The organism is Moritella sp. 28 (genome assembly GCF_018219435.1).
In the GTDB taxonomy this organism is placed as follows: Bacteria; Pseudomonadota; Gammaproteobacteria; order Enterobacterales; family Moritellaceae; genus Moritella.
The window spans coordinates 4,070,787-4,095,666 of the sequence record NZ_CP056121.1; the positions used below are offsets into that span (position 1 = coordinate 4,070,787).

The 24,880-nt window shown below is 39.3% G+C and carries 19 protein-coding genes and 1 pseudogene; 13 read left to right on the forward strand and 7 right to left on the reverse strand.

The features are described 5' to 3' along the window. Positions 1-78 precede the first annotated feature (78 nt). Both HWV02_RS17965 and HWV02_RS17970 read left to right on the forward strand, forming a co-directional pair. Positions 79-906 (forward strand): helix-turn-helix domain-containing protein, encoded by an 828-nt coding sequence (locus HWV02_RS17965; protein WP_211689048.1) that lies wholly within the window; start codon positions 79-81, stop codon positions 904-906. A gap of 225 nt (positions 907-1,131) precedes the next feature. Beyond that, positions 1,132-2,199, forward strand: coding sequence for a hypothetical protein (locus HWV02_RS17970; protein ID WP_211689050.1), 1,068 nt, complete (start codon positions 1,132-1,134; stop codon positions 2,197-2,199). A gap of 129 nt (positions 2,200-2,328) precedes the next feature. On the opposite strand, the gene HWV02_RS17975 is transcribed toward HWV02_RS17970, so the two are convergent. Next, positions 2,329-2,745, reverse strand: coding sequence for a methyl-accepting chemotaxis protein (locus tag HWV02_RS17975; protein WP_255550534.1), 417 nt, complete (start codon positions 2,743-2,745; stop codon positions 2,329-2,331). A 32-nt stretch (positions 2,746-2,777) separates the two neighbouring features. Here HWV02_RS17975 and HWV02_RS17980 point away from each other — a divergent pair, with 32 nt between their 5' ends. Both HWV02_RS17980 and HWV02_RS17985 read left to right on the forward strand, forming a co-directional pair. Further along, entirely contained in the window at positions 2,778-3,287 is a 510-nt protein-coding gene (locus HWV02_RS17980) for a DUF2165 domain-containing protein (RefSeq protein ID WP_211689051.1), read from the forward strand. A gap of 135 nt (positions 3,288-3,422) precedes the next feature. Continuing rightward, positions 3,423-3,728 carry a hypothetical protein gene (locus tag HWV02_RS17985; RefSeq protein WP_211677053.1) on the forward strand — a complete coding sequence of 102 codons (306 nt, stop codon included), beginning with the start codon at positions 3,423-3,425 and terminating at the stop codon, positions 3,726-3,728. Positions 3,729-3,815: 87 nt separating this feature from the next. Here HWV02_RS17985 and HWV02_RS17990 read toward each other — a convergent pair whose 3' ends face one another. Next, on the reverse strand, positions 3,816-5,183 hold the full coding sequence (locus tag HWV02_RS17990) for a Do family serine endopeptidase (RefSeq protein WP_211689053.1): 1,368 nt from the start codon (positions 5,181-5,183) through the stop codon (positions 3,816-3,818). A gap of 65 nt (positions 5,184-5,248) precedes the next feature. Next, positions 5,249-5,731 carry an Hsp20 family protein gene (locus HWV02_RS17995; RefSeq protein ID WP_211677055.1) on the reverse strand — a complete coding sequence of 161 codons (483 nt, stop codon included), beginning with the start codon at positions 5,729-5,731 and terminating at the stop codon, positions 5,249-5,251. A 572-nt stretch (positions 5,732-6,303) separates the two neighbouring features. Here HWV02_RS17995 and HWV02_RS18000 point away from each other — a divergent pair. Further along, positions 6,304-9,822 (forward strand): EAL domain-containing protein, encoded by a 3,519-nt coding sequence (locus HWV02_RS18000; RefSeq protein ID WP_255550535.1) that lies wholly within the window; start codon positions 6,304-6,306, stop codon positions 9,820-9,822. An 85-nt stretch (positions 9,823-9,907) separates the two neighbouring features. Here HWV02_RS18000 and HWV02_RS18005 read toward each other — a convergent pair whose 3' ends face one another. Beyond that, a complete protein-coding gene (locus HWV02_RS18005; RefSeq protein ID WP_211689055.1) occupies positions 9,908-11,893 on the reverse strand; it encodes a hypothetical protein in 1,986 nt (661 codons plus the stop codon). 526 nt (positions 11,894-12,419) lie between these two features. Between HWV02_RS18005 and HWV02_RS18010 the strand changes: the two genes are divergently transcribed. From HWV02_RS18010 to HWV02_RS18020, 3 genes are all read left to right on the forward strand, one after another. Continuing rightward, positions 12,420-13,631, forward strand: coding sequence for a DUF3103 family protein (locus tag HWV02_RS18010; RefSeq protein ID WP_211689057.1), 1,212 nt, complete (start codon positions 12,420-12,422; stop codon positions 13,629-13,631). 467 nt (positions 13,632-14,098) lie between these two features. Continuing rightward, entirely contained in the window at positions 14,099-15,454 is a 1,356-nt protein-coding gene (gene brnQ, locus HWV02_RS18015; protein ID WP_211689059.1) for a branched-chain amino acid transport system II carrier protein, read from the forward strand. 92 nt (positions 15,455-15,546) lie between these two features. Further along, on the forward strand, positions 15,547-16,287 hold the full coding sequence (locus HWV02_RS18020; protein ID WP_211689061.1) for a YdiY family protein: 741 nt from the start codon (positions 15,547-15,549) through the stop codon (positions 16,285-16,287). A 163-nt stretch (positions 16,288-16,450) separates the two neighbouring features. Here HWV02_RS18020 and elbB read toward each other — a convergent pair whose 3' ends face one another. Beyond that, positions 16,451-17,104 carry an isoprenoid biosynthesis glyoxalase ElbB gene (elbB, locus tag HWV02_RS18025; RefSeq protein ID WP_211689063.1) on the reverse strand — a complete coding sequence of 218 codons (654 nt, stop codon included), beginning with the start codon at positions 17,102-17,104 and terminating at the stop codon, positions 16,451-16,453. Positions 17,105-17,818: 714 nt separating this feature from the next. Between elbB and HWV02_RS18030 the strand changes: the two genes are divergently transcribed. Together HWV02_RS18030 and HWV02_RS18035 are read left to right on the forward strand one after the other, a co-directional pair. Then, positions 17,819-18,958: an HBL/NHE enterotoxin family protein gene (locus tag HWV02_RS18030; RefSeq protein WP_211689065.1), complete on the forward strand. Its 1,140-nt coding sequence runs from the start codon at positions 17,819-17,821 to the stop codon at positions 18,956-18,958. A 144-nt stretch (positions 18,959-19,102) separates the two neighbouring features. Then, entirely contained in the window at positions 19,103-19,906 is an 804-nt protein-coding gene (locus HWV02_RS18035; protein WP_211677062.1) for a hypothetical protein, read from the forward strand. A 677-nt stretch (positions 19,907-20,583) separates the two neighbouring features. On the opposite strand, the gene HWV02_RS18040 is transcribed toward HWV02_RS18035, so the two are convergent. Continuing rightward, entirely contained in the window at positions 20,584-21,507 is a 924-nt protein-coding gene (locus HWV02_RS18040) for a GlxA family transcriptional regulator (protein ID WP_255550536.1), read from the reverse strand. A 99-nt stretch (positions 21,508-21,606) separates the two neighbouring features. Between HWV02_RS18040 and HWV02_RS18045 the strand changes: the two genes are divergently transcribed. After that, complete coding sequence (locus HWV02_RS18045) at positions 21,607-22,170, forward strand: cysteine hydrolase family protein (RefSeq protein ID WP_211672801.1); 564 nt, start codon at positions 21,607-21,609, stop codon at positions 22,168-22,170. A 78-nt stretch (positions 22,171-22,248) separates the two neighbouring features. Here the strand turns inward: HWV02_RS18045 and HWV02_RS22915 are convergent, their stop codons facing one another. Then, positions 22,249-22,383: a hypothetical protein gene (locus HWV02_RS22915; protein WP_255550537.1), complete on the reverse strand. Its 135-nt coding sequence runs from the start codon at positions 22,381-22,383 to the stop codon at positions 22,249-22,251. A 361-nt stretch (positions 22,384-22,744) separates the two neighbouring features. Between HWV02_RS22915 and HWV02_RS18050 the strand changes: the two genes are divergently transcribed. After that, on the forward strand, positions 22,745-24,052 hold the full coding sequence (locus tag HWV02_RS18050) for a hypothetical protein (protein ID WP_211689070.1): 1,308 nt from the start codon (positions 22,745-22,747) through the stop codon (positions 24,050-24,052). Between the two features lie 170 nt (positions 24,053-24,222). Further along, a pseudogene (locus HWV02_RS18055) lies at positions 24,223-24,570 on the forward strand (transposase zinc-binding domain-containing protein); the annotation flags it as partial. Positions 24,571-24,880 lie beyond the last annotated feature (310 nt).

The window sequence follows — 24,880 nt, forward strand, 5'->3', positions numbered from 1 at the left end:
TCTATAATGATTCTGAATATTGGCTTTATGTTACACTCACCCCATGATGACTGGATAAGGCCACTGAGACACATAACCATGCCAAACCGACAAGTACTATCTGCGAACACGTTAATAGAACAAAATCATCAGGCCCTCGCGCTGGTCAAAACAATCGAAATGCATAAGGGCTTTGTTGACAAGCTACATCATCACACCTGGCACCAGCTTATATTTCCAATCCAAGGATTAATACAAACAGAAACGGATCAATGTCAGTTCCTTGTCCCCCATACCACTGCGATCTTTATTCCAGCTGGTGTCTGCCATGAATCAATTGCCATAACCAATACCACGTTTATTGGTCTGTATATCAACCCAGAATATAGTCAGCGTGAAAAGATAAATAATGAGCAGCGACTTAAGCAGGTTTCGATGACGCCTTTTCTCAAAGAATTGATATTAATGATTAAACTGCAATACCAAGCAGAGCGGACTACTACATCTCATGGTAATACGTTACGTTTAATTGAGGTGCTGTATGACCAAATCCATACAAGTGAATCTTTCAAATTTAAATTATTAGTTCCAAAAGACCGAAGAATAAAGATGATCTTTGAGGCATTGACTGAAAAACCAGATCTCGATTTAACATTATCAAAATGGGGGGAAATAGTTGGAGCATCTGAACGAACGCTTTCTCGCATATTTGCTAAAGAGTTCAATACCTCGTTTGCTTTGTGGCGACAACATTTACGCCTGATCCAGTCACTGCCTCTGCTAGAGTCAGGACTTTCAATACAAAACGTGGCGCATCAGGTGGGCTATCACAATGACTCCTCTTATATAAAAGCATTTAAAGACCGCTTTGGCCTAACACCACAGCAGTTTCGCTTAAGGGATCATCGAATTTATGAGGCGCGGTAGAATAAGCCGCACCTGTTGGTCGATAACAAGTGCAACAAGGCTGAAGTAAGAGTCACACGACCACCAGCATCTAAATAATTAAAGCCTTCTTCAGTTAAACGAGTCTATCCCATTTTATATAGTATCGGTTGCATTCACTCCTTCCCATGTAATATAGTGATAACAAGGTGTTAACACAATGGTAACACCTATCATCCCCACTTTAACTACAATTTGGATTAATAAATGCCTATAGTAAATCAAGTTCACCTTACAGAGTTAAGATGTATCCACACCGATAATTATGTGGGTTACGACAATTACAGACTCGAATCTAGACTCGATAACGGTCCGTGGACTAAATTTCATGAAGGCAGTTTAAATACTGGATTACACACCACATTAGATTACGAAATGATATTTGTAGATCAAGCTGAGATTCGTCTTATTAATGAAGATATGATCACTTCTGATGATGACCTTGGTACTGTGACTATCAACCCTGAACATGCTTGGAGTATGGCGATATTTGAAACATTTTCAGCTGAATATGAATTAAAATTTAGCGTTGCTCCCCATCTAGAGAAAGCGCTCACAATGGCAAAAGACATTGCTAGTGAGCAGCGCAAATTAACTCATGAGGAGGTAATGGCTCGGAGAGAACCATCAGATGCTGAATTGGACCAACTTGCCATGTCAAAGTTGCCCGAATTAATGGCAAATGGGGCTGATGCGGTACTTACTGATGTCTTAACTACAAAGGCAAGAATGATGGCCGGCGAGGAAGGGCTTGAACCCCTACTTGGTGGTGACCTTGCTAGGCTTATCGAGTTACTGAACCCGCTGAAAGGTGTTATTGACGTCTACAGAAAAAGACAATACGCCACATTCCTGTTGGGAGGAGAGATAGATGTATCACAGGTTGTTGGCGAAGTTATAGGGGTCAGCTATGGATTAGCGTTGGCAATGGATTTCACTGAATGCCGATGGATTATTGAAGTTGGCGCTGGTATAGGTTTGCATGCTGGTGTCAGTGGTGGCATGTGGTTCGGATTTAACCGTAATCCCCCTGAGGATGTTGGTGGAACTACGGTGGATTACGTTTACGGTTTTGATCTTAGTCCATTAAGCGGAGTGATATCCGCCTCGTTTGATCTCAATATCGATTACAATATACCAACGTTTAACCTTCAAGAGGTGTGCTATGGTATAAAAACTGGTGGGCTGCTTGAGCGTAGTGTAGGGGTAGCCTATTGTTATGTTATGAGTAAGAATAACATCACTAATGGATTTCAAATGATAGATGTTGGATAAGCAATAAGTTACAACCATTGGGCATAATCGTTTTTATGCCCCTCTCATTTAACCAGTTTCTTATTTCACTTGGAATTTATTCAACCAACTGGCTAAATCATCCGTTAGTTTCACTAATATTTCCGCGCTTTACTCACCACTAGAAACAGTACTTGATAGTTTACAGCTACTTTCTTCAATCATATTCACCTGCATCGCAATATCTTCGCCCACCACTCTTTGCTCTGCTGCTGCGGTCGCGATTTCATGGCTCATTGATGAAATGGTTTCTAGCGCAGTCACAATTTGAGCCAAGGCCTCGGATGCATGTTGTGACTTCGTCACTGTGCTAGCGCTGGTTTCAGCACAAATGTCCATGGTTGAAATTGCACTACGAGAACCTGTTTGCAGGTTCCTCACCATTTGTTTAGTGCAGTCTTGTGTTCGCCCAGTGACATACTCATGGTTTGCACCGCACCGTAAATGCTGTCTTTTGGTGAATAGGGCTATTTTACTAATTATTATCGTTAGAATACCGATTAAGCATAGTATGAAATATAAATTCATTTCACCGCCACGACCTATAGGAGTTTAATACCATGATGAATCTCGCCCTCGTTCACCGAATTTCTAAAGTAATTATTAGTATGTCTATTAGTCTTTTATGCCTGCTTGTCGGTATCGATAATATGCTTGATTTCAACGCTAATTATCAATTTGTGCAGCATGCTTTGATGATGGATTCGATGTTTGACGCCAATGCCGTTGAATATCGCACTGTAACGAATCCAACCTTTCACCTCATCAGCTATGTCGTTATTATTATTGCTGAGCTATTGGCTGGTATCTTTGGTTTGATCGGAGGCATCGTAATGGCCAAAAATATCAATAAAGCAGAATTTTCACAGGGTCAAGCATGCTTCTTATTTGGTGGTTCAGTGGCCATTTCACTCTGGTACCTAGGCTTTGCAGTTAACGGTGGTGAATGGTTTTCGACGTGGGCAAATCAATGGAATGGTCAAATAAAAGCGTATACTTTTGCAACATTTATCCTTGTCTCGATGATTTATGTGTTAATTCCAACACCAGAAGAAAAAGAATGTGCTTAGGGTAAGCAGTATAGCGAGTATTACCCAATGAACTTATGTAGAAAAGGCCTCGAACAGACTAAACCGACAGATACGCTACAGTAATAAATAGATTTACTGTAGACTGTTTAGGTCTTTCTTATACGAGCGCTTTCAATGTCTAATACCTGTCAAGAAAATCAATCAACTGCTAATATTTCACTCGCACAATTAACGCAGCAACTCGATGCGATGCACATTGCCCAATTAACCTCATTTGCTTATGGCCTGCCGCCACTGTATTTTTGCCGTGAATATTTAGAGCAAGACGAGCAAACTGCCATTGGTCATTGCTTACAACGCTTAGAAAATGGCATAAGCAATCAGGATTTCACTTTAGACAGGCTAACTGTTTTATTAGCAGAGAACGATTATTACGACGACTATGAAGCGCGTCTACGTTTAGGGCCAGAGCCTGTATAACAAGAGACTAAATAATTATCACACAGCATTTATTATATCCGATGTTATTGTAAAAAAGCGCCGTAAATAGGCGCTTTTGGTTATTTATCAACGGAGTACAATAAACAGCGACACACCATTTCTTTTTATCTGTAATAGCATTGATGAATCGCTTAGCTTTAGTGATTTTTGAAAAGATTCAATGTCGTAAACTTTACGCTTATTTGCTCCAACAATAATATCATTTGGACGCAGACCACTGTAGGCAGCAGGTGAGCCAAGCAATACGCTATTGACCAAAACACCTTTGCCACTCGAGTTATTTTCAAATTGTGCGCCAGCTAATAAACGATGTGATATAACATTACTTGCTAACATCGAACTAGGTTTACCAACTTTTACCTTGATCTCTTTTTGAACGCCATCACGCAATATAGTTAGCTTTACTCTATCCCCAATAATTTTCATGCCAATTTGACTACGTAATTGAGCAGTCGATTTAGTATTATCACCATCAACAGCTAATATCACATCTCCAGATTTTAACCCCGCGTCGTAAGCTGGTGAGTCTTCTATGACATTGGTGAGCAATACACCTGATTGTCCATTTCTTAATTCAAATACGTCACGTAAGTCCTCGGTAAGATCTTGAATACCAATACCAATTTCACCTCGTTTAACTTCACCATGCGCTAATATCTGTTCCATACTCACCTTGGCCATATTGACAGGAATCGCGAATCCTATACCTATGTTACCACCAGCAGGCGCAATAATTGCGGTATTAATGCCCACAAGTTCACCAGCTAAATTAACCAAAGCACCACCAGAATTACCTGGATTTATTGACGCATCAGTTTGAATGAAATTTTCATAGCCCTCGATACCTAAGCCACTTCGACCAAGTGCACTTACAACCCCCGTTGTTACTGTCTGACCTAAACCAAACGGATTTCCTATAGCCGCAACAAAATCTCCGACTTCGAGCTCTCTTGAATCACTAATATTAACCTCTACAAGGTTATCCGATTTAATAGATAGAATTGCAATATCTAAATCAGGATCGGAACCAACCACCTTCGCGTGAAAACTCCGGCCATCGATCAAAGATACCTGTACGTCATCAGCACCTTTAATAACATGATAATTAGTCATCACGGTGCCATTTTTAGCATCTACAATCACACCAGAACCCGCACTTTGTTGACGCTTTTTTGGTTGCGCTTGGTACTTATTTTGCTTAGGTATATTAAAAAACCGTTTAAAAAAAGGATCATTTAATAATGGATTGTAGCTGTCTTGTTGCGTTGAAAACGTTGAAATATTTACCACTGCTGGGTTAATCTTTTTTAACATAGGTGCTAACGAAGGTAGTGCCGAGCCATTGGCATCAACATTCGGGAGTGCTGCGACAGTTACTTGTGTGAAAAGGCCACAAAAAATAATTAATAAGCTAGCAAAAAATTTTACGTTCATTATCAGTTCCCTTATCAAGGTAAAAACGAGGGGAAAAAGGGCCACTACGTAGCCCTTATGCTAAATTAAACCGTTTTTTCAGCTTTAATTTTCACATTTTCCTCAGATTGATGTTCTATTACTTTTTCTTCTTGGTTTATGGCAATATGTTTAGGTTTCATAGCCTCAGGAATTTCTTTAACCAAGTGAATAGTTAATAACCCGTGCTCAAGATTGGCACTTGTTACTTCTACGTAATCAGTAAGATCAAACTTACGTTTAAATGCCTTATTAGCAATGCCTTGATAAAGGTATTTATGTTCCTCTTTATCTACTTTATTTCCGGAAATAGTAAGGAGACCTTTTTCTACATTGATATCGAGTTCGCTCTCAGAAAATCCAGCAGCTGCGACTGTAATCGCATATTTATTTTCGTCGAGAATCTCAATATTGTAAGGTGGATAAGTTGGTACAGTATTATCAGCACCCAATACGCGACTAAACAAAGGTGCTAATCGGTCAAAACCAATAGTGCTGCGGTAAAGAGGGGTTAAATCGATTGTGTTCATAATATATCCTCCAAAAGAAGCAATACAAAATAAGTAAAAGTGCTGTAAAGGGGGCTTTCAGTGAAACGCCTCCCTTGACAACTATTTTATATAATCGAATTATATTTTTTCAAATATTTATTTATAATAATAATTAATTATTAAATAACAGTCTGGAATATACTTTATTTTCATATCATTACATAAAGCATCGCTAGATTTAGATTGTAAGTGACATTAGTCACACAACCTTCAAGAATTTTACAACCTAGATCCTATTACAATCATTTGAAACTCAATCAATAGTGTGAATTCACTTAACATTACTCTCATACTCTATCAATGGTAAACAGAATGAATTCAAACCCTAAGCCGTTAAACAAACGACATAAAACAGTTTAAAACCAAAAGTTTCAACTCAAATATCTTTAATGATATTGAATACCTCTACAATCCTCAGCGTCATCATGGTATTAATAACAAACGGTCTCCGATAAAATTAGACAAGAAACGCAATTAAAACTGACAATATCCGTGTAGAAAGGGAAAGAATAGGAGCATAATTTTCTGTAACCATAGAGCAAGGACTGGCGTTGCGCGCCTTAAATAATAAAATGTGGAAAGAAATAAAAACATCACTAATCATACAACTTATCTTTGCCGTCTCAATCGCGCTATCTATTATTACGATTTACGCAATTCATAGTTACAAACATCAGCAACAACGCTTATCCGCTCAAAACTTATCGAGCAGTTATGCCAGTATCATTGAGGGTCATATCAATCAGGTATTATCTGCCACATTCCCACTTGCAGCCTTGATCCAAAATAAACATGTTGATGAAGCTGACTTTACTCGGTTCGCAACTGAAATATTGCCTTTCTATCCTGGCATCGCGGCACTCCAACTTGCTCCTGATGGTATTATCCAATATATCGCGCCGTTAACAGGGAATGAACAAGCGATTGGGTATAACTTACTCAGCTCCCCGAGTCGGAATAAAGAGGCTTTTGCTGCCAGAGATAGCGGTAAATTGACCCTAGCTGGACCTTCTAATTTAATCCAAGGAGGGGATGGAGCCGTTGGACGGTTACCTATCTATTTAGACCGCCCAAACGGTGAAGCGTATTTTTGGGGTTTCGTGACTGTTTTAATGCACTTTCCAGACGTATTTGAAATTGCAGACCTACCAGCACTGGTAGAGGCTGGGTTCGCATATCAGTTATCTCATATACATCCAGACACCGAAAAAATTCAAATTTTATCGCACTCACCAGAACCACTATTAGCGAATCCTGTCGCAAATAGTATCAACATTGCCAACGTAACTTGGATGTTAAAAGTCTCCCCCATCAATGGCTGGGTTCACTTCACGTCGATTGTCGTAATGTCTCTGTTCGGCGTGATATTTACGATTTTAACCACCTTTTTCGCCATATTAATCATGCGTATAAAGCATAGCCAAGCGTCGCTTAAAAATATTGTCGCGGCACGTACTAAAGAATTGGGCGATAATTTACAACGCTTAAACTTGGCGCTAACGTCAGCAGGTCAAGTTTGGTTTGAGCTAAACGTACAGAGCGGTGAAATTTTATTTGGCGGCCAATACGAACAACTGTCAGAGTACACGCCAGCCAATATTCAATCGACCTTGGCGCAATGGCGAGAAAAAATTCATCCTGATGATCTTCAATCTGCGTCCAATCGATATCAAAAAGCCTTAGTAACCGGCATTCCATTTGAACTTGAATACCGAAGAAAAAACAAAGATGGAAACTGGTTATGGATCCACACCTTCGGTGAGTTTACAGAGAGGAATACACATCAAAAACCGATCAGATGCACAGGCGTTCATACCAATATATCGCAGCGAAAACACATAGAGCTACGTGATAATGCACGCAGTGCCGTGTTAGAAAAATTATTAAAAGGCGAACCATTAAACATCATTTTGGAACATATCGTTAATTTTATCGAACAAGAGCAAACGGGAACACTGTGTTCTGTGCTACTGGCAAATGCACAAGGTACGCATCTTAATGCTGGATTTTCATCGTCCCGCATTCCAGATGATTACAGTGAAGCCGTTAATGGCATTGAAATAGGAGATAGCGTCGGCAGTTGTGGTACTGCAGCATTCACCAAAAAAAGAGTGATTGTAGAGGATATCCAAACTCATCCCTATTGGGCTGATTTTAAAGCGTTAGCAGCCAACGCTCAACTAGCCGCTTGTTGGTCTGAACCGATTATCGGGTCAAACAACCAACTGCTTGGTACCTTTGCAATTTACCAACGTAAGCCAAGTACGCCAACAGAACACGATTTCAAACTGCTCGAATTCGCAGTTCAGCTCAGTGTGATCGCGATTGAACGAAATCTGTCGGATAAAAAGATCAGGCTTTCTTCCCGTGTATTTAGCGATACCAATGAAGGGCTGATGATTACTGATTCGACGGGTAAAATTATTGATATCAACCCAGCTTTCACTCGAACCACTGGTTACAGCCGCCACGAAGTATTAGGTCAAACCCCGAATATCCTGTCTTCTGACAAGCAAAGTCCTGCTTTCTTTATTGAAATGTGGCATAACCTCATTGAGCAAGGCCACTGGTATGGTGAAGTCTGGAATAAAAAGAAAAACGGCGAACTCTTTGCGGCGCGACTGTCTATTTCTTCCCTCACGAATGATGATGATGAGACGTTACACTACGTGGGTTTATTTTCTGATATAACCGAGATTAAGCAACAGCAACAAAAGCTGGAATTGATGGCGCATTATGACATGCTCACCAAGTTACCTAACCGCTCACTGCTTGCTGACCGTTTTAGGTCTAGCATCATCCACAGTAAACAAACTGACACTATGCTCGGTGTTTGTTTTCTCGATTTGGACAATTTCAAACCCGTCAATGATAGCTATGGCCATGACATAGGCGATCAATTACTCATCGCCGTCGCCCAACGTCTCAAAACCAATATCAGAGATGAAGATACCGCGTCACGCCAGGGAGGTGATGAATTTGTCTTGCTGCTGGGTGATATAGAATCATCTGATCACTGTAACGAGATACTGCAACGGATTAATTATTTTCTTGCCCTCCCTTATATCATCGCTGGACATACTTTTAATATCAGTGTCTCGATTGGAGTCACGCTATATCCAAGTGATGATGCCGATTTGGATACTTTATTACGTCACGCTGACTATTCGATGTATCAAGCAAAGTTAGCCGGAAAAAATCGCTTCCATCTGTTTAATCCCGAGCACGATCAACTGACCATTCAAAAACACCTGCAACTTGATGAGATACAGCAAGCCTTCTCAAATAATGAACTTGTTTTGTATTACCAACCCAAAATCAATATGAATACCGGAGAAGTATTTGGTGTTGAAGCGTTAATTCGATGGTTGCATCCTGAGAAAGGATTGATCCCACCGCTTGAATTTTTACCGATCATTGAAGGGTCTAAATTAGAGAACCGGATCGGAGATTGGGTTATTAATGAAGCATTAAAACAAATTGTGGCATGGCAAAAACAACGTATTTTTATTGAGGTGAGTGTCAATATCGCGTCCTATCACTTGCTCTCATCCACATTCTTGACTCAACTTGAAAATGCGTTAGCAAGCCACCCCAATTTAAACTCCAAATATTTACAATTAGAAATATTGGAAAGCAGCGCACTGGGGGACCTCAATACAATCCGTAACATTCTCAATACCTGTCAGGATATATTAGGCGTTAATATCGCTCTGGATGATTTTGGTACGGGTTATTCCTCACTGACTCACCTAAAAAACTTGCCTGCTAATACGATCAAAATCGACCAGAATTTTGTCAAAAACATGCTCGACGACCCTGATGATTATGCCATTATTAATGGCGTGCTGGCGCTAGCAGATTCCTTTAATCGCGAAGTTATTGCAGAAGGTGTTGAAACAACGGAACACGGTTTGATGTTGCTAAAAATGGGATGTTATGCGGCGCAGGGTTATGGCATTGCCCGACCTATGCCAGCCACTGAGTTCCCAAATTGGTTACACAATTATACCCCAAACCAGCAATGGCTCGATAGCAACAGCATAATACATACGACCAACGATACGTGAACTTGTGGCTCGTTTGACTTAGCCACAACACGTTGCCTACAAGAGTGAAAAGATAGAGTAGGCAACGATTTTAATAAAGACTAATCTACAACGTCAAGCATGTAAAAGCATATTTTCTATTCATGTCCGCGGGGATGTACTTATTCGAATCAACAACATATATTCCATCAGACTCTTTTGTAACATACCCTTGAATCGTTAGGTAAAGAGGCCAATGATGTTTACCCCCAGGTATAGTACCGTCACTAAAATTAATATCGGAGCTAATCAGCCCTGGAGCACCATAAGTACGTAAACAAAAATCGTTAGCTTGTATCGGCGTCATTTTAACGCCTTCTACCGTACCAAGTCCTTCTCGGAGAATACTTGGTTCAGCAGAATCGAATCCAGGTTCGCTGCCTAAATTCAATTCCTTAAACTCTGTCCATGTATACGGACGGCGAATGCGATAATCTTTACCTGCTACCCTAGCATAAACTTCACGCTTGTAATTCATGCCTACACGACGAGTATCTTTCAAATCAAAAACCATCCCACCTTTTAGCTTATCATTCACCGTCATTTCTCGACAAATATCATCTTTATTTTCAATTTCCTCATCAACAGAAACGCACAGCGATATTGGATAGAAATTATTAAAACTAGGACTCGCGTCATCCACAGCCAAGGGTTTCACTTTATTATCTGTAAAATCTAATGCAATAATCATCGGAACCATTGTTGAAGCTGATTTCCAATATGAGAGTGAAAAATCAGGATAACCAACTAATTCAGGCGTAATAATACCGCCTTCTTTAAATTCACCATGCCCTTCAAACCAGGCTATATCTTGAGTAACACACTCAGTGTCCCCCTGCTCTTTTGCATTTACAGGAGTAACACAGAAGCGAATTTGATTATCTTTACCTTCATCGCTCATTGCCAGAGTGTAATTCTGATCTCGGCTAACAAGGGTATCAATGCTATTTTTAATAATGCTCCATTCATACTGACTACTGGTTTGAGGATCATTATTTAAATCAAAATATTTGTATTGACCAGATAGGGTATGACCACCAAAACGCAGCCCCTCTATAGCCACATCCATTGCACGTGGCTTTGAGTCTTTCACTGCCCAAACAGTTTCCTCAGGTGTACACGTTTGAGCGCTGTTTTTAGGCCACCCAGTTTGAGCATACGCTGTCACACAACCCTTGATCTTAATTCCGACCATGCTTTCTTTAAGCGTTAACGAGCGAGTAGCGGCAATGCGAGTTCCGTTTTGATACCAACTAAACGATACTTTACTGGTATCTTCTTTATCACCATCACGGTCTGAAAAATCATAATTTAAATATAAGTTTTGTCCTACTTCAATATCACGAGGTAGCGGCGTCAAATCAACGTCTGGTTGCTCACCAGACTGAGGTTGGATAGTATTAGTTTTACTTGAGCAAGCTAACTTAATTTTTGTTTTTTTATCGAACACGCAAACTGAAATTACCTGACCTTCATCATCTCTCGTTAATAGGTATTCCTTTTGCGTTATGCCTAAAATAGGTTTGTCATTGCGGTACCACTGAATCGACGTTGAATAATCACTACTATCAAACACCCACACATTAAGCGGCGCTCCAACTGTATTATTGGTTACTGCATTAGGAATTGAGACTCTAGGCGTCATTGGTACATATTTACTATCGATAAGTAATGGTGTTGAACAGGTCTTATTGCCTTTTAAACGATCCCCTTGGTTGATCGGGTTAACGCAAAAACGTATTTCAAGGCCGACATAATTGCTATCCATTGGAATACGGTAGCGCTCACCTCTATGCACGAAGTTACCGCCTATCTCCCAAAATATATCCGATGCGTCTTTTTCAACAGGCATACTTGCAGAAAAAAATGTGTACGCTCCCTTCAATTCATCACCAAGCTCAATCACATCCCCGTTTAAATTTTGGAATGACACATTTATTGCTTCTGGATTTTCCGATTTCTTGGATTCAGTCATCGTACCTCCACCACCTCCACCGCCGCCACAAGCAACAAGGGATAAAGCACATAAAGTAACGAGAATTCTCTTCAACATAATTAACTCTTTTGGTATTTTCTAACACGGGCAGCGATGCACCCATATTTTTGAGGTAGGCGATTTTAATGATTAAATGAGGGCAACTCCATCATTAGTTTGTAAGTATTTGTATGCACAATGAATTGCAATAACAGCGTTTTGATACGCCTAAACCCAATCGTTCAGGTTGTGTCCTTGGTAAATCTATACCAACTTAGCGCCTGGTTTGCTCCATGAATAATCTAAACAAATAATAATGTTTTTATTCATATTTCCGCCTATAAGATGAACGCTATTTATTATTCGGCATTTATTTTTTGCTATGGAATTATATTTATAAAGTGCGTATAAATATAAGGATACAAACCAGAGGTACTCATAAGTGAATACAGACTTTAATCACACTAAAAAGTCCAAAATACAGAAAAAACAATCTAGATCAACATAGTTGAAACAAAGTCTTTGACAGTGATAATCGTTATCAATACGATTCGCGATGAACTCAAAAGTAGTTTAAATGAGTAACAATTAATAAGGACATTGTATGAAAAAAATGACTTTAGCGATGCTGATCATAGTAGCGCCTTTCACTTTAATTAATTCCTCTTTTGTTTCTGCAGCAAAACTTGGCGATACAAAGCAAATAGTTCAGAAGCGACCAGACTACGGTATCAGTGTTACTAGTGCTAAACGTGAAATAGCATTGGAGCTGAGTCGACAATACACTCAAGTCTTGCCGACTCTACAATCTGACATCAATCGATATAATTTAACGGTCAATGCGGAGCAAGTATTGCAATCTAGTGGGGTTGCAACTCAGGCATTACATAAAAGTGAGCAAGCAATTCGTTCGGCAAAAGGTTTATCGAATAAAGCGCTGAATAAATCTGCTTTTAAGGGCAGTGATAATCCTAACTTGGTTCAATTTCGTCTCGCAGATGCAAGTATGCTGAGCGACTGGCGGCAAGGCGTATCACCATTATTTGCCTTCGAGCCAGAAGGAAATGATAAAGACTGGGCTAATATTGAAGCCTATGATCTAAATGGTGATATTCAGCTGCTAGATGTGTATCAGCTGCCAGACAGACCAGTTTTCGTGGTTGAATTAGATAAACAACAAACGATACGTGAAGGGCTAGCGGTAATGCGCGAGATCTTAGCTCAAAACACAAATTCAGAAAAACAACTCAAGTCGGCCTATCCTCTGCGAAGCGCGTCTAAATCTGGAGATAAGCCGATATCGACGACCTTAATTAAGCAGATAAGCTTACAGGACGATCAGGAACCTTGGATATCAGGTGCTGCTGAGGTATACGCGATAGTGAATGGCGTTAACCCAACCCGCGATGAGCCAGTGCTTGATATCATTGAAATGCCTTATCTTGATTATGCAGAGAAAGAATACTACCCAAATCAAGTCGTCATTCATTGGGAGCGCTATCGTTGGGCTGCAGCTGATATTATATTGATGGAGCATGATGACGGTACTAATTACAAAGAGCTTGCGACACTGCTTGTATCTGCTGCCGAGACAATTTTAAAATCGATCCCAGATCCTGAAGTACAAGGCTTTGCTATTATAGCCACGATTACTAACGGAATAATCAAAGCGTTACCTGATGCTTGGTTTACTAATGACGATGATTTTGTGGATGCGTATTACACCTTACAAGAAGGTGAAACATACACAAACCACTATGGTTCAGGAGGTAATGCAAGGGCGACCTTTGCACCTCTGGTTATTCAGCCAAGGTAAATAATCTGTTACTGAATATTGTGTAATGGTATAAATTAACGCCGTCGTCCTTTGGATTACGGCGTTTAACAAAATTATGATGAAAGCTTATATACAACTCTACGTTTTCTGTATATGTTATAACATTAATTCGATAGCATATTAGAAGTTGTTAAGTTATGTACTCAGACTTGTTTGAACATACAATTAAAAAAAACTTAGCATCGACCCAAGTAACACATGGCTGGGCCGACTCGTCGACTATGGCTATAAAACAACTAAAACGAATTATTACCGCTATTATCCTAGTGATTATTTACTAGGCTGGCGGGTAAACTTCCGTCAGCCTAGCTGACGGGGGATACGATCAAATTACATATCTTCTTTTCAGCAAATCTGCGGAATCAAACTCAATCACAGACGTATAGCCCATTGTGTAAACACTGCCGATGGTTATCTAGAACGTCAAAAATTTGCAGGTATAACGTTTGAAAACTCAAGACATTTTCGTCATCGGTCTTATGACCTTCGCACTCTTTCTCGGTGCTGGTAACTTGATCTTTCCACCAGCGATGGGACTTAATGCTGGCACATCATTATCTTCTGCAATGGGGGGATTTTTACTCACGGCCGTTGGGTTACCCACATTTACTATCATTGTTTTAGGGCGTATTGGTAATATTCGTAACCTAACCAAAGCGCTACCTAACTGGTTAGGGGCAACTTTTTGGGTGTTACTATTCACCGCAATTGGCCCAGCTTTTGGCATGCCAAGAGCGGTCACAGTTGCCTATGAGATGGGCATAAAACCATTTTTAGAAAGCGACCATCTTCTCCTATTTTCTATCATCTTTTCTGCTATTACCTTATTACTTGCCTTCAAGCCAGGCAATATTGTTACCTATATCGGAAAAATAATAACACCAGCCTTAATCTTACTTCTGTGTGGATTAGGTTTCAGCGCATTTATTCATCCTTTAGGTCTGCCTACTACCCCGTATGGCGATTATCAACATAGCGCTGTCACTAGCGGTCTCATTCAAGGCTATATGACTATGGATGCAATTGCTGCAGTGGGTTTTGGTTGGGTTATAATCCAGGCAATCAAAGCAAAAGGGATCACTAGCCAGCAAGATATTGCATCTAGCTCAATTAAGGTTGCAGGTATATATGCTGTTTTAATGAGTGCTTGTTATATCGTGATGGGCTATGTTGGGGCAACATCAGCCACGATTGCAGAACACGGCATGAATGGTAGCGTTATTCTAACGCGCTATGTAGCAGAGGCATTTGGTCAATATGGTCAGTACTTACTTGCCGCAATTATTATCATGGCCTGTTTAACGACGACGGTAGGCTTAACCAATGCCTGTGCTGAATATTACCAAGATACCTTTAAAGCCCATTTTGGTTTCACAGCAGCAATCATTGTCGTGCTTACTGGTGTTATTGCGAACTTTGGTCTAGACGAAATCCTAAAAGTTAGTCTACCTGCTATTTTAGTATTATGTCCGATTGCTATCGCACTAACATTGGCCTCTTTTACTGCGTCGATATTCACAGTATCACGCCTTACCCACAGCGGTATGTTAATCACTGCAACCCTGTTTGGCACCCTAGATGCGATCAATATTTTGGGTAAAATGCCTCTCGAATTTAATGCATTATTTGTTCGGTATCTGCCGCTTTATAATGCCAATGCAAGTTGGTTGTTACCATCGGTATTAATACTAATTACTACCGTGATCATTGGCCGTACATCCACTGCAGAAAAGATATTTGGTTGTGTTGATTATCGTCTAAATACACCATCTAATCTCACCGATTACGATTACGAGCGCTGATAACAAAATTAAAAACAAATAATTAAAAACAAATAATTAAAAACTTACCAAACTAAGGTTTAAGGGATTTTATCTTTCGGAGTAAAACCACAATGAAAAAGATTTTGATAGCATCTGCTATTTTAATGGCGGCACCTTTTTCAGCTCAAGCCAATACAGGTCTCGTCGGGGAAAACAAGGTCTTTGGTGGAGATGCAGAGCTAGGAGCGACGTTAACCACAGGTAATACAGAAACGACCTCAATAAAAGGCCGTTTAGATATGAAGCACGAACTCGATAACTGGGAAAATCAGTATTTAATTGAAGCTTTATACAAAGAGGATACAGGTGAAGTCACAGGAAAACGTTATTTTGGCCGGATCCAGGGCAACTATAAATTATCCAATTTAAGCTATATATTTGTGACCGCAAACCATGAAATAGACCCCTTCACCGGTTTTAGATCTACCTCAACAGCTTCTTCCGGTTACGGCCATAAGTTTATTGATAATGGCAAGACTCAGCTTAATATTGAAGTCGGTCCTGGTTATAAATATAAACGTTTAGACAGTGAGAGTGCAGCTGAAGCCGGCTATGATACTGAAGACAGCTGGATTGCGCATGGAGTAATGAACTTTGAAACTAAGATATCTAAAAGCTCTAAGTTTAAGCAGATGTTTGTTGTCGAGCATGGCGAAGATTTCGAAGGGCGCTCTGAAACATCAATTACAGCAAATATTATTGGCGCATTAGCAATGAAATTTGCCGTTATTGTGCGTTATAACGATTCCCCTCTCGACGATAAAGAAAGCACAGATACTGAAACGAATATGACTCTGTTATATGCTTTCTAACCTCTTAGGGGGTTCAAGTTCAATATTGCAAACAAAGGTTACTTACGATGAGAGTGGGAACGATACCCTATTACTGAATATTGTGTAGTGGTATAGATTAACGCCGTAGTTTAGGATTACGGCGTTAATTATTTCCATCTATATCACACAATGGAAACTTTAATTACTGACTTAACGACACAACAGAATCAACTAAATTTTTAATCCCTACTCTTGCCTCTAAAAGACTATTCGCAAGCATATAAGCTGGCGTTGTTACAACTCGATTCTCAATATCAATAGAAACACTGGTCACATCTTTCACTTCGTGTTTAGCACCAAGTCCTTCAAGTGTTTTTGCGGTATCAGCATCATTACCTATCGTTAGGGTAATATCATCATATACTGCAGTCAGTAGCATTGGTGCTATACACATATAGCCAACAACTTTTTGTGCGTTTTTAAAGTCAGTGGCAACTTTAATGAACTCATTAATTGCTGAAAATTCTGCGCCTTTAATTGCAAAATCACTTAAATTTTTAGCTGCACCAAAACCACCTACAACGATTAACCCGTCAAAATCAATCGCATTTAATTCTGTAATAGGTTTTACATCCCCCCTTGTAATTCTTGCCGACTCAACTAATACATTACGACTTTCATTAACCATCACTTCGCCAGTTAAGTGATTAACGACATGCATTTGTTCCATATCTGGTGCAAAGCACTGGTAAGTCGAGCCAGACTCTTCAATAGACAATAAAGTTAAAACGGCTTCATTTATTTCTGAGCCATCATAAACACCCGATCCAGATAAAATCACTGCTAATTTAGTCATTATTTACTTCCTATGTATTTAAAAAAGGGGGCTACCTTCGCGACAGATAAACCATACTTCGTTGATACTATTAGTTTTTAAATTAACTACAAGAAAAATAGTAATTTATCTTAACGAACCGTGCACCCTAACCCAAATTAATTAAAAATAGCGGCAGAATAACGACACATGCTAGAATCCTCGCCCATAAGCCGTAATGCCTTAAACGGAAAAAGCATGCTTGAATTAATTAATGAACTCTTAAAATTATTAGACACAATACTAAATTTCTAATTCTCGTAGTGGATAAAAAAGTCCTGCATTCATTGCAGGACTTTTTTATTATAAGGATTTACCTGCCAGACCGAACATTCTCTATTTATCAAATATTTCATCTGATAACCAAATATCTACTCGCCCCAATTTCTGGGTAAACTATTTTAGCTTGCACCGTAAAACCAATGATATCAACCAAGAGGTTGGAGGAGTTATACACCACTAAGCGCGAGAATAAGTGATCACAAATACTTGGAACTCGGTTAAATCCAGTTTAATAAACCAATTTTAATGTGAATTCAAAATAAATATATCATTCAAATAGTTAGTGGGTGTAGTGTTATTAACACCACGAAAAATAGAGTTTTTATATCGCACAACGATAATCAACGGTTAAGTTTCCAATGGCCTCAGGAAACTCTAGCCATTCACTATACGAGGCTACTAGAGGAATTTGATATGTCTAATCTCAATGTCGTAACAAGCAATCCAAGTGTCGAAAAAAGCAATCCAAGTGTCGCAGCAAGTCATATAGACAAAGCGAACAAAGGGCAATCAGCCCAGTCCCTTATCATCCAAACCTATGCGAATAGCGTTAACGAGCAACCAAGCGTCGATTTTTCAGGTAATCAAAATTTAGCGCTCTACGAAAAACAAATTAATGATGGACTGGCAACAGCCCAAGGCCACGCAGCCAATTATTTAAACAATATACAACCAAATATTATTAAGAACATAGCCAATATTGATAATTACTACACGCTACACAATGCAGTTCCAACAATATTGCCTGAAGGGTCAACAGAAGAGCAATGGGTAGAGCTCCTCACGGTACTCAAAGTGAAAGCGGCAGAATACCAGAAAGATGCAAATGGGGTGAAAACATCACTGGAAGGATTAACCAAGGATCTGAGTCATGATTCCCAATCTTTTTCAAAAACTGTCGGTAATCTTAATACCGCTGTTAACGGAGATAATGGTGTCTTAGCGTCAGATCAAAAACAATTAGATAATATCCAAGGAAAAATAGATGGCGCAATTGCAGGTATCGCCGTGAGTGGTCTTACTATTGCTGGCGGTGTTTTTATGATCGTCGTTGGCGGTGTTGCTGACTTTGTCACGGCAGGAACCACCACTCCGCTAGTGGTAGGTGGTATCGGAATGGTAACAGGAGGTATAGGTGGCGAGGTAGCTGCTGCGATCACATTGAAAAACCTGAATGATGAAAAAGCCCGCTTATTAAGAGAAGAATCAATGCTTGAAGCAGAGGTTAAATTAGCCTCGGGGATTAGTAGTAGTTATCAAAGCCTAGTAAACCAAGTTAACAATGCGGTTACTGCCGCAACTCAAATGAAAAATGCTTGGGGATCCCTAGCGAGTGATCTAGGCAGTATGATTAGTGATTTACAATTAGGGATCATAAGTACTGGTATCGTGCGCGAAATGATGTTGACCGCAACTAACGGCATAATAAAAATAGTGCTTAAGGATATTGATACCATAAAAGGACAGATGGCTGGCGTAACCATTATCGTAGCCAAACCAGGGCAAACAGTAGGTGAAGCAATCGTTGAGGCTGCAGAAGCGCTCGCGGCATAAATAATTGAGCATGTTCCTACAAGTGTAGGTGCATGCTAACTTCATCCGAATAATAAAAGTACATTCCCCCATACTTCATAAAATAATTCAAATTCCTATTGATCACGTGTTTTGTGGCGACCATAAAACACAGGAGGTTCACAAATGAATGGTTATTTATCACAAGCAATTGCAAACTTGCAGGCTACTGAAAAACAAATTTCACACCTTTCTGGCTTGCCATCCGCGGCCCAGAAAATACAGGCAGAATCAATAACCCTTATTTCATCGATACTATCGACAGTTCAAACCACACAACATACCATTATTAGCTTTGTCAAAAAGTCCGTTCCCGAGCTAAATGAAATAGATGCCATGCTTGCGAACAATCAATCGTTACCAAGTATACAGACTGCAATAGAGAATGTTAAACACGAAACGATAACATTACAGTCCGACGTAAACGAAACCACTAACCAAATACAAACAGCGTCATTGCAAATACTTAGCTATTTTAATCGACTAGCAACCATCGAGTCTGACTTAACAACACAGATGTTTAAATTACAGGGGCAACGAGACTATGCTAAAGATAAAGAAGAGGCCACAAAGAAGAAGTATTATTATCTTCTCGCTTTAGGTCCTTTCGGTCTAATCGGTTTAGCAACTGCACTCGGATTATATTTAAAATGGAAATCTGATGTTAACGATTACGAAAGCCAAATCAATGCATTAAACAATCAAATTCGCGCACTAAAAACAATGCAATCAGCCAGTCAATTACTGGGCACAGACTTCCGAGGAGTAATGGAAAAAATATCAGGGGTAAAAAATGCCGTTGACTTTCTAAGCAGTGATATTCTAATCATTGAATCAAACTTGAATGACGATAGTATTTTTCTGATTATTGAACTCAAGATAAAAGCCGCAATTACAGAAGTACAGACACTCGGTGTTGATGCATCTTGAGATATACACAATTAATAAATGCATAAGAAATGCATAAGAAATATATAAGAAACATATAAGGATCACTGGGATAATATTGGCTCACACCATGCTAAGCTAATGCGAAATCAAACGACCATTAATACATCGAGTGGTTATGACATTAAAACGAGTTCGATTTATTTCATTGGTCCTTCATTTCTGGATAGCGTTCGTTCTGATTATCAGCCAGATAATTCCTAGCATCGAAGTACTCTATGGACTGATATTATCAAGCAATATTTTCATGCTTATGGACTTTAAGATCCTACGGCGTAATCTGCTTATCTACATACACCATATCTTATTCTTGTTTCTCTCTAGTGCCTTGGTGCTAGTCTCTCAAGTTGAACAAGGCTTCACTAACGAGATGCTAACAGCTTGTGTTAGTGCAGGTATGTTGATTTCGAATTCATCTTGGACAAAAAAACATATCAAAATCTACGCTGCAATAAATATATTGATCGCGACCTACTGTGTCTACATTATCTTATCTCTGAATGCTCCTATGTCATGGCTTTTCCTTACATTACAGTTAGGGACCCTCGTGACACTAGGACTCTCTTACACCATCTCTCTATATATCATATTTCGCCCAACATGCTACAAGCATCAACAAAGTCGTCGCTGATCTTTATTCGTTTATCCACAGAATAGAGTCAAACAAATCTCGCTTTAAATGCCGACGGACTTAACCCAATAATGGTCATAAACACTTTACGGAAACTATTTACATCATCGTATCCTATATTCAGAGCAATCTGCTCAAAGCTTTGAGTTGTAGACTCTAGTAGCTCACATGCTTTTTGAACTCTCACTTTTTGAATATATTTAATCGGCTTTAAGCTTGTAGCATTAGTAAATTGGCGTAGAAATGTTCGCTCAGTCATACAGGCTAAACCCGCTAACAAAGAAATATTTAATGATTGATTATAGTTTGCTTGAATATAGTGTTGTACTTGTAGAATCCGTTGATTTCCATGATTAAATTTTGGCGTAAAGCTACCATAATAACGCTGCTCTCTTTTCCCTGTATCTACAATAAGATATTTCCCAAGTGTTCGCATTATGTGTGGCCGAGTAAATTGTGCCACTATCTCTAATCCTAAGTCAATCCATGACATAAGACCGCCCGCCGTAATGATGTCCCCATCATTAATAAGCAAGCTCTCGACGTTAAGAGATATTTTAGGGTACAGAAAATTAAACTCTTCGGCTAACTGCCAGTGCGTCGTCGCAGGTCTGTTATCTAACAATCCCGTTTTGGCCAGTATAAATGCCCCAGCACAAGCACTGCATAATATAGCCCCCTTATTGTGGGCATCATGCAGAAATTGCAATACTTCTGGTTTAGGTGCACGGTAATAATGACCATCCAAATTCGGAGGAAGGATCACAATATCACTTTGACGATCACGACCTAACTCGCTATCAGACTGAACAACACTCACAGTAAATTGCATATCAAACTGACTATCTATGATTATTTTATTCGCGATTAAAAATAGTTCTTTAAGGCCATGAACTGCACTCTGCAATGCATTAGGGTAGTCGATAATTACAATACGGATACTACTTGTCACTTTTGCCCTACTTTGTGGCAATAACGCCATAGGTGTCGTTGATTTATATTTTGCATAATAGCCTTAACAAAACGTCGAAACAACACAAGAGAGCTTATTATGTCTAACACAGCATTATTATTAATTGATTTTCAAAATGACTATTACTCAACATATGCAGATGCTAAATGGGCACTATCTGGTACTGAAACTGCAGCATCTAATGCCGCGACTTTATTAGCTGCATTCCGTAAACAAAGCTTGCCTGTCATTCATGTCCGTCATGAATTCCCTTCAAATGATGCACCCTTTTTTCTACCAGAATCTGAAGGTGCAAAAATTCATACGAGTGTCGCGCCAATAGAAGGGGAATCCGTAATTTTGAAGCATCAAATAAACAGTTTTCGTGACACTGAATTAAATAATATCTTGAAAGAACTTAACGTTGAGAAGCTGATTATTGTGGGTGCAATGAGTCATATGTGTATCGATGCTGTGACCCGTGCCGCTGTTGACCTTGGATATGAATGTCATGTCGCTCATGATGCTTGTGCAACGCTGGATCTTGAATTTAATGGTGTCACCGTCCCTGCAATCCATGTTCATAGCGCATTTATGGCGGCATTGAATTTTGGTTACTGTAACGTGGACAGTACAACTCAATTACTCGACTTAGTTAGTTAAATCTATCGAGGGAAATACTCGAGTCGTCACGCATAATATTGCCCTTCACTCGTAATTACGCGTGAAAGGCAATATCGATTACATCAAGGTCGACTCAAAAAATCCCCTTGCTGATGATAGCCACCCAACCCCTTCAGAAAATAATATTAACTCTCCTTCCCTTACATCCATGAAAAAATCATTACACTGCAGAGGATCTAAATTAAATTTCATGCGCTTTCCTTCTTAACACTATTTTCATATATCGGCCCCCAGAATCAATTCAACCAAATTGTACTTATATAAGGAGGACTTAATTTTTCATCGTGACAACTCAACTGAATTTAAAATATTTCTTGCGTAGTACGCTTCTTTTAAACAGGATAATCACCCAACCACAACTACCCACTAAGTGGTAACATCTTCACAATGAACTGATTAATCCTCTATTTAAAGGATTAATCGCTTATTCAACTCCAAGCAAACGATAAATACTGTTAATTTCTCTCCGAATTCAACTGCAATAACAATGGCTAAGGCATGCAAACAACTCTGCTACCAAACCCCATTAACTAATTTAACATCAGGAGAAATTGTGAAAAAAAACATTATAACTACCTCAGCCTTAGTCACTTTGGCACTGTATACTGGAACAGCTAATGCTGATGAGTATAAGAACGCGCATCGTGTAGAATTAAAGGGAGATCAAAGCATTGATTATCCCCAAGCCTGTCTAAGGATAAATAGGAAAGCTGAACGAATTCCATTACTTGAAACCTTTCAAGCCTTTCAGAACCAGTTTCCTGATGCGGGTATGGATGTTTTAATGAAATTAATGGTTAAGTGGGCTGACTCCGGTACAGTCGGTCATACGTGGGTTGATCTTTTTTATAAAGATGACAGTGGAGCAATTAAAGCAGATGGATATGGTTTTGGTAGTAATGGTAATACCAAAGAGCGAAAGTTCAGCTTTCAAAAATGTGTGTACATTGAAGATAAAGGCTATGAGCAGATTAAGCTGGAAATGAATGCTAAGCAAGAAGAGCTATATGAAGAAAGTAATGAAATAGCCAAGAAATACTTTTTTGATATTGGAACAAAGTGGGGGAAAGGCAAATACACACTATATACTAATTGTGCGTGGTTTGCAGGAAATCTGTTTAATTCATTAGTACCTAAGAATGAAAATATTAACTTTGCGCAAGCTTTTGATTGGTCAACCATTATGCCAAGCTATTTACCTTCAAGTAAATTAAAAGATATTCCAGACCCTGGCTACATAGCAGAGAGTATATCCAAAACGATAAATACCACAGGATGGGACGACAATACCTCCTCAGGTCTCGGAAAAATTACTGGTGATACCTTCATTCAAGCCAATAAAGGTGGTCTCGTTAGTGGACCAAGAAGTATCATTCATTATTATCCTGGACTGAAAGATTACGCTAACTTTATCTCGGCTGGTTATTACTCTGTATCAGAAAACAGAATGCATTTCTTCACCTACAATTTGAAGCAAGATGTTGAAATAATAGTAAAGCCTCGCTCATCTGATATATCTTTTAACAATATTAATCAAAAATTCGTCGCGGCATTTCATCAGCCAAGTGATGATAAGATTGGGTTAGGTATAACAGGAGAGGGGAATATTGTAAATATCGTCTCTAAAGAGAAGCTAGGAAACTCCGCATTACAAAAGTATGCGGGTGAAATAACTGCAGCATCAAATTACTTTGAAAAGGATAAAATCCTAATTTTACTCAGACCAGATGGGAACCAATCTGATAAGCACTCATCAAATGGTATCCGATATATCAAATACGATTTTATTCAGGATAAGATTATAACAGGGCCTAAACTCGTAGAAACATCGCCTAAATTTAAATTTTTCAAACTTCAATAGCTGTATAGGGATAGGGCGAGGCCTCACAGTCTGGTTCTGTCGCAAACTCAAATAAGGGGCATGGTTCAAACACTCATTCCTACCTGGTTAACATAGGCCACCTACGGCGGCAACTAACATTCTTCAAATTTAACTATTCATAATAGGCATAAGCAGGTATCTTCCTGCTTATGCCCCCAAACAAACCACTCAAAGACCTCTTCAATAAAAATAATGACTGGTTAACGTATCTTAATCAGCATATTAGTCCTGTGCATGATGCAGTGATTGAAAATGTCACTAAAATGCTCGCTTGCGGCACTGCTGCATTCGGCTCTCGAAAATATACCTATTCAAACGACAATTGCACTCATACCAAATACATACACCAAACCTGCAAATCTAGAGCCTGCAATAGCTGTGGCACCAAGGAAACAGAGCATTGGGTTCAAACCCAACAACAACAACAACAACAACAACAACAACAACAACATGTATTACCTGATTGTGAATGGCAACGTATCACCTTTACTATGCCTGGCGTTTGTCTTAAACCGGTGCATGGAAACCTATCTATTTAAAAACGGGGTTTTGCGTCCATCAATTGCATTCGGTTAAGGATTAAAAGTGTAATGTTGCATAATATACTTTATTAACTGATGTTACGCAGTAGCATCGGTTAATCGTTGTAATTCATGAATAGCCTGTCTTTGAGCTTTAATATAAAGCTTCATTTTAAGACCAAACGTAGTAACGCCCACTTTTAAACTCAAACATTCAAGCCTTGCTGTCGCCACTAATGGCATGAAAATATGATTACTCTGTGTTTTTTCTTTTTTTTGCGGGAGA

Bases quoted from the DNA above. Each gene is read 5' to 3' on its own strand.
- elbB (WP_211689063.1), bottom strand. From the start codon at position 17,104: ATGACTAAATTAGCAGTGATTTTATCTGGATCGGGTGTTTATGATGGC.
- HWV02_RS17975 (WP_255550534.1), bottom strand. From the start codon at position 2,745: ATGAATTTATATTTCATACTATGCTTAATCGGTATTCTAACGATAATA.
- HWV02_RS18010 (WP_211689057.1), top strand. From the start codon at position 12,420: ATGAAAAAAATGACTTTAGCGATGCTGATCATAGTAGCGCCTTTCACT.
- HWV02_RS17965 (WP_211689048.1), top strand. From the start codon at position 79: ATGCCAAACCGACAAGTACTATCTGCGAACACGTTAATAGAACAAAAT.
- HWV02_RS18030 (WP_211689065.1), top strand. From the start codon at position 17,819: ATGTCTAATCTCAATGTCGTAACAAGCAATCCAAGTGTCGAAAAAAGC.
- HWV02_RS18045 (WP_211672801.1), top strand. From the start codon at position 21,607: ATGTCTAACACAGCATTATTATTAATTGATTTTCAAAATGACTATTAC.
- HWV02_RS17995 (WP_211677055.1), bottom strand. From the start codon at position 5,731: ATGAACACAATCGATTTAACCCCTCTTTACCGCAGCACTATTGGTTTT.
- HWV02_RS22915 (WP_255550537.1), bottom strand. From the start codon at position 22,383: ATGAAATTTAATTTAGATCCTCTGCAGTGTAATGATTTTTTCATGGAT.
- HWV02_RS18005 (WP_211689055.1), bottom strand. From the start codon at position 11,893: ATGTTGAAGAGAATTCTCGTTACTTTATGTGCTTTATCCCTTGTTGCT.
- HWV02_RS17970 (WP_211689050.1), top strand. From the start codon at position 1,132: ATGCCTATAGTAAATCAAGTTCACCTTACAGAGTTAAGATGTATCCAC.
- HWV02_RS17980 (WP_211689051.1), top strand. From the start codon at position 2,778: ATGATGAATCTCGCCCTCGTTCACCGAATTTCTAAAGTAATTATTAGT.
- HWV02_RS18035 (WP_211677062.1), top strand. From the start codon at position 19,103: ATGAATGGTTATTTATCACAAGCAATTGCAAACTTGCAGGCTACTGAA.
- HWV02_RS17990 (WP_211689053.1), bottom strand. From the start codon at position 5,183: ATGAACGTAAAATTTTTTGCTAGCTTATTAATTATTTTTTGTGGCCTT.
- HWV02_RS17985 (WP_211677053.1), top strand. From the start codon at position 3,423: ATGTCTAATACCTGTCAAGAAAATCAATCAACTGCTAATATTTCACTC.
- HWV02_RS18020 (WP_211689061.1), top strand. From the start codon at position 15,547: ATGAAAAAGATTTTGATAGCATCTGCTATTTTAATGGCGGCACCTTTT.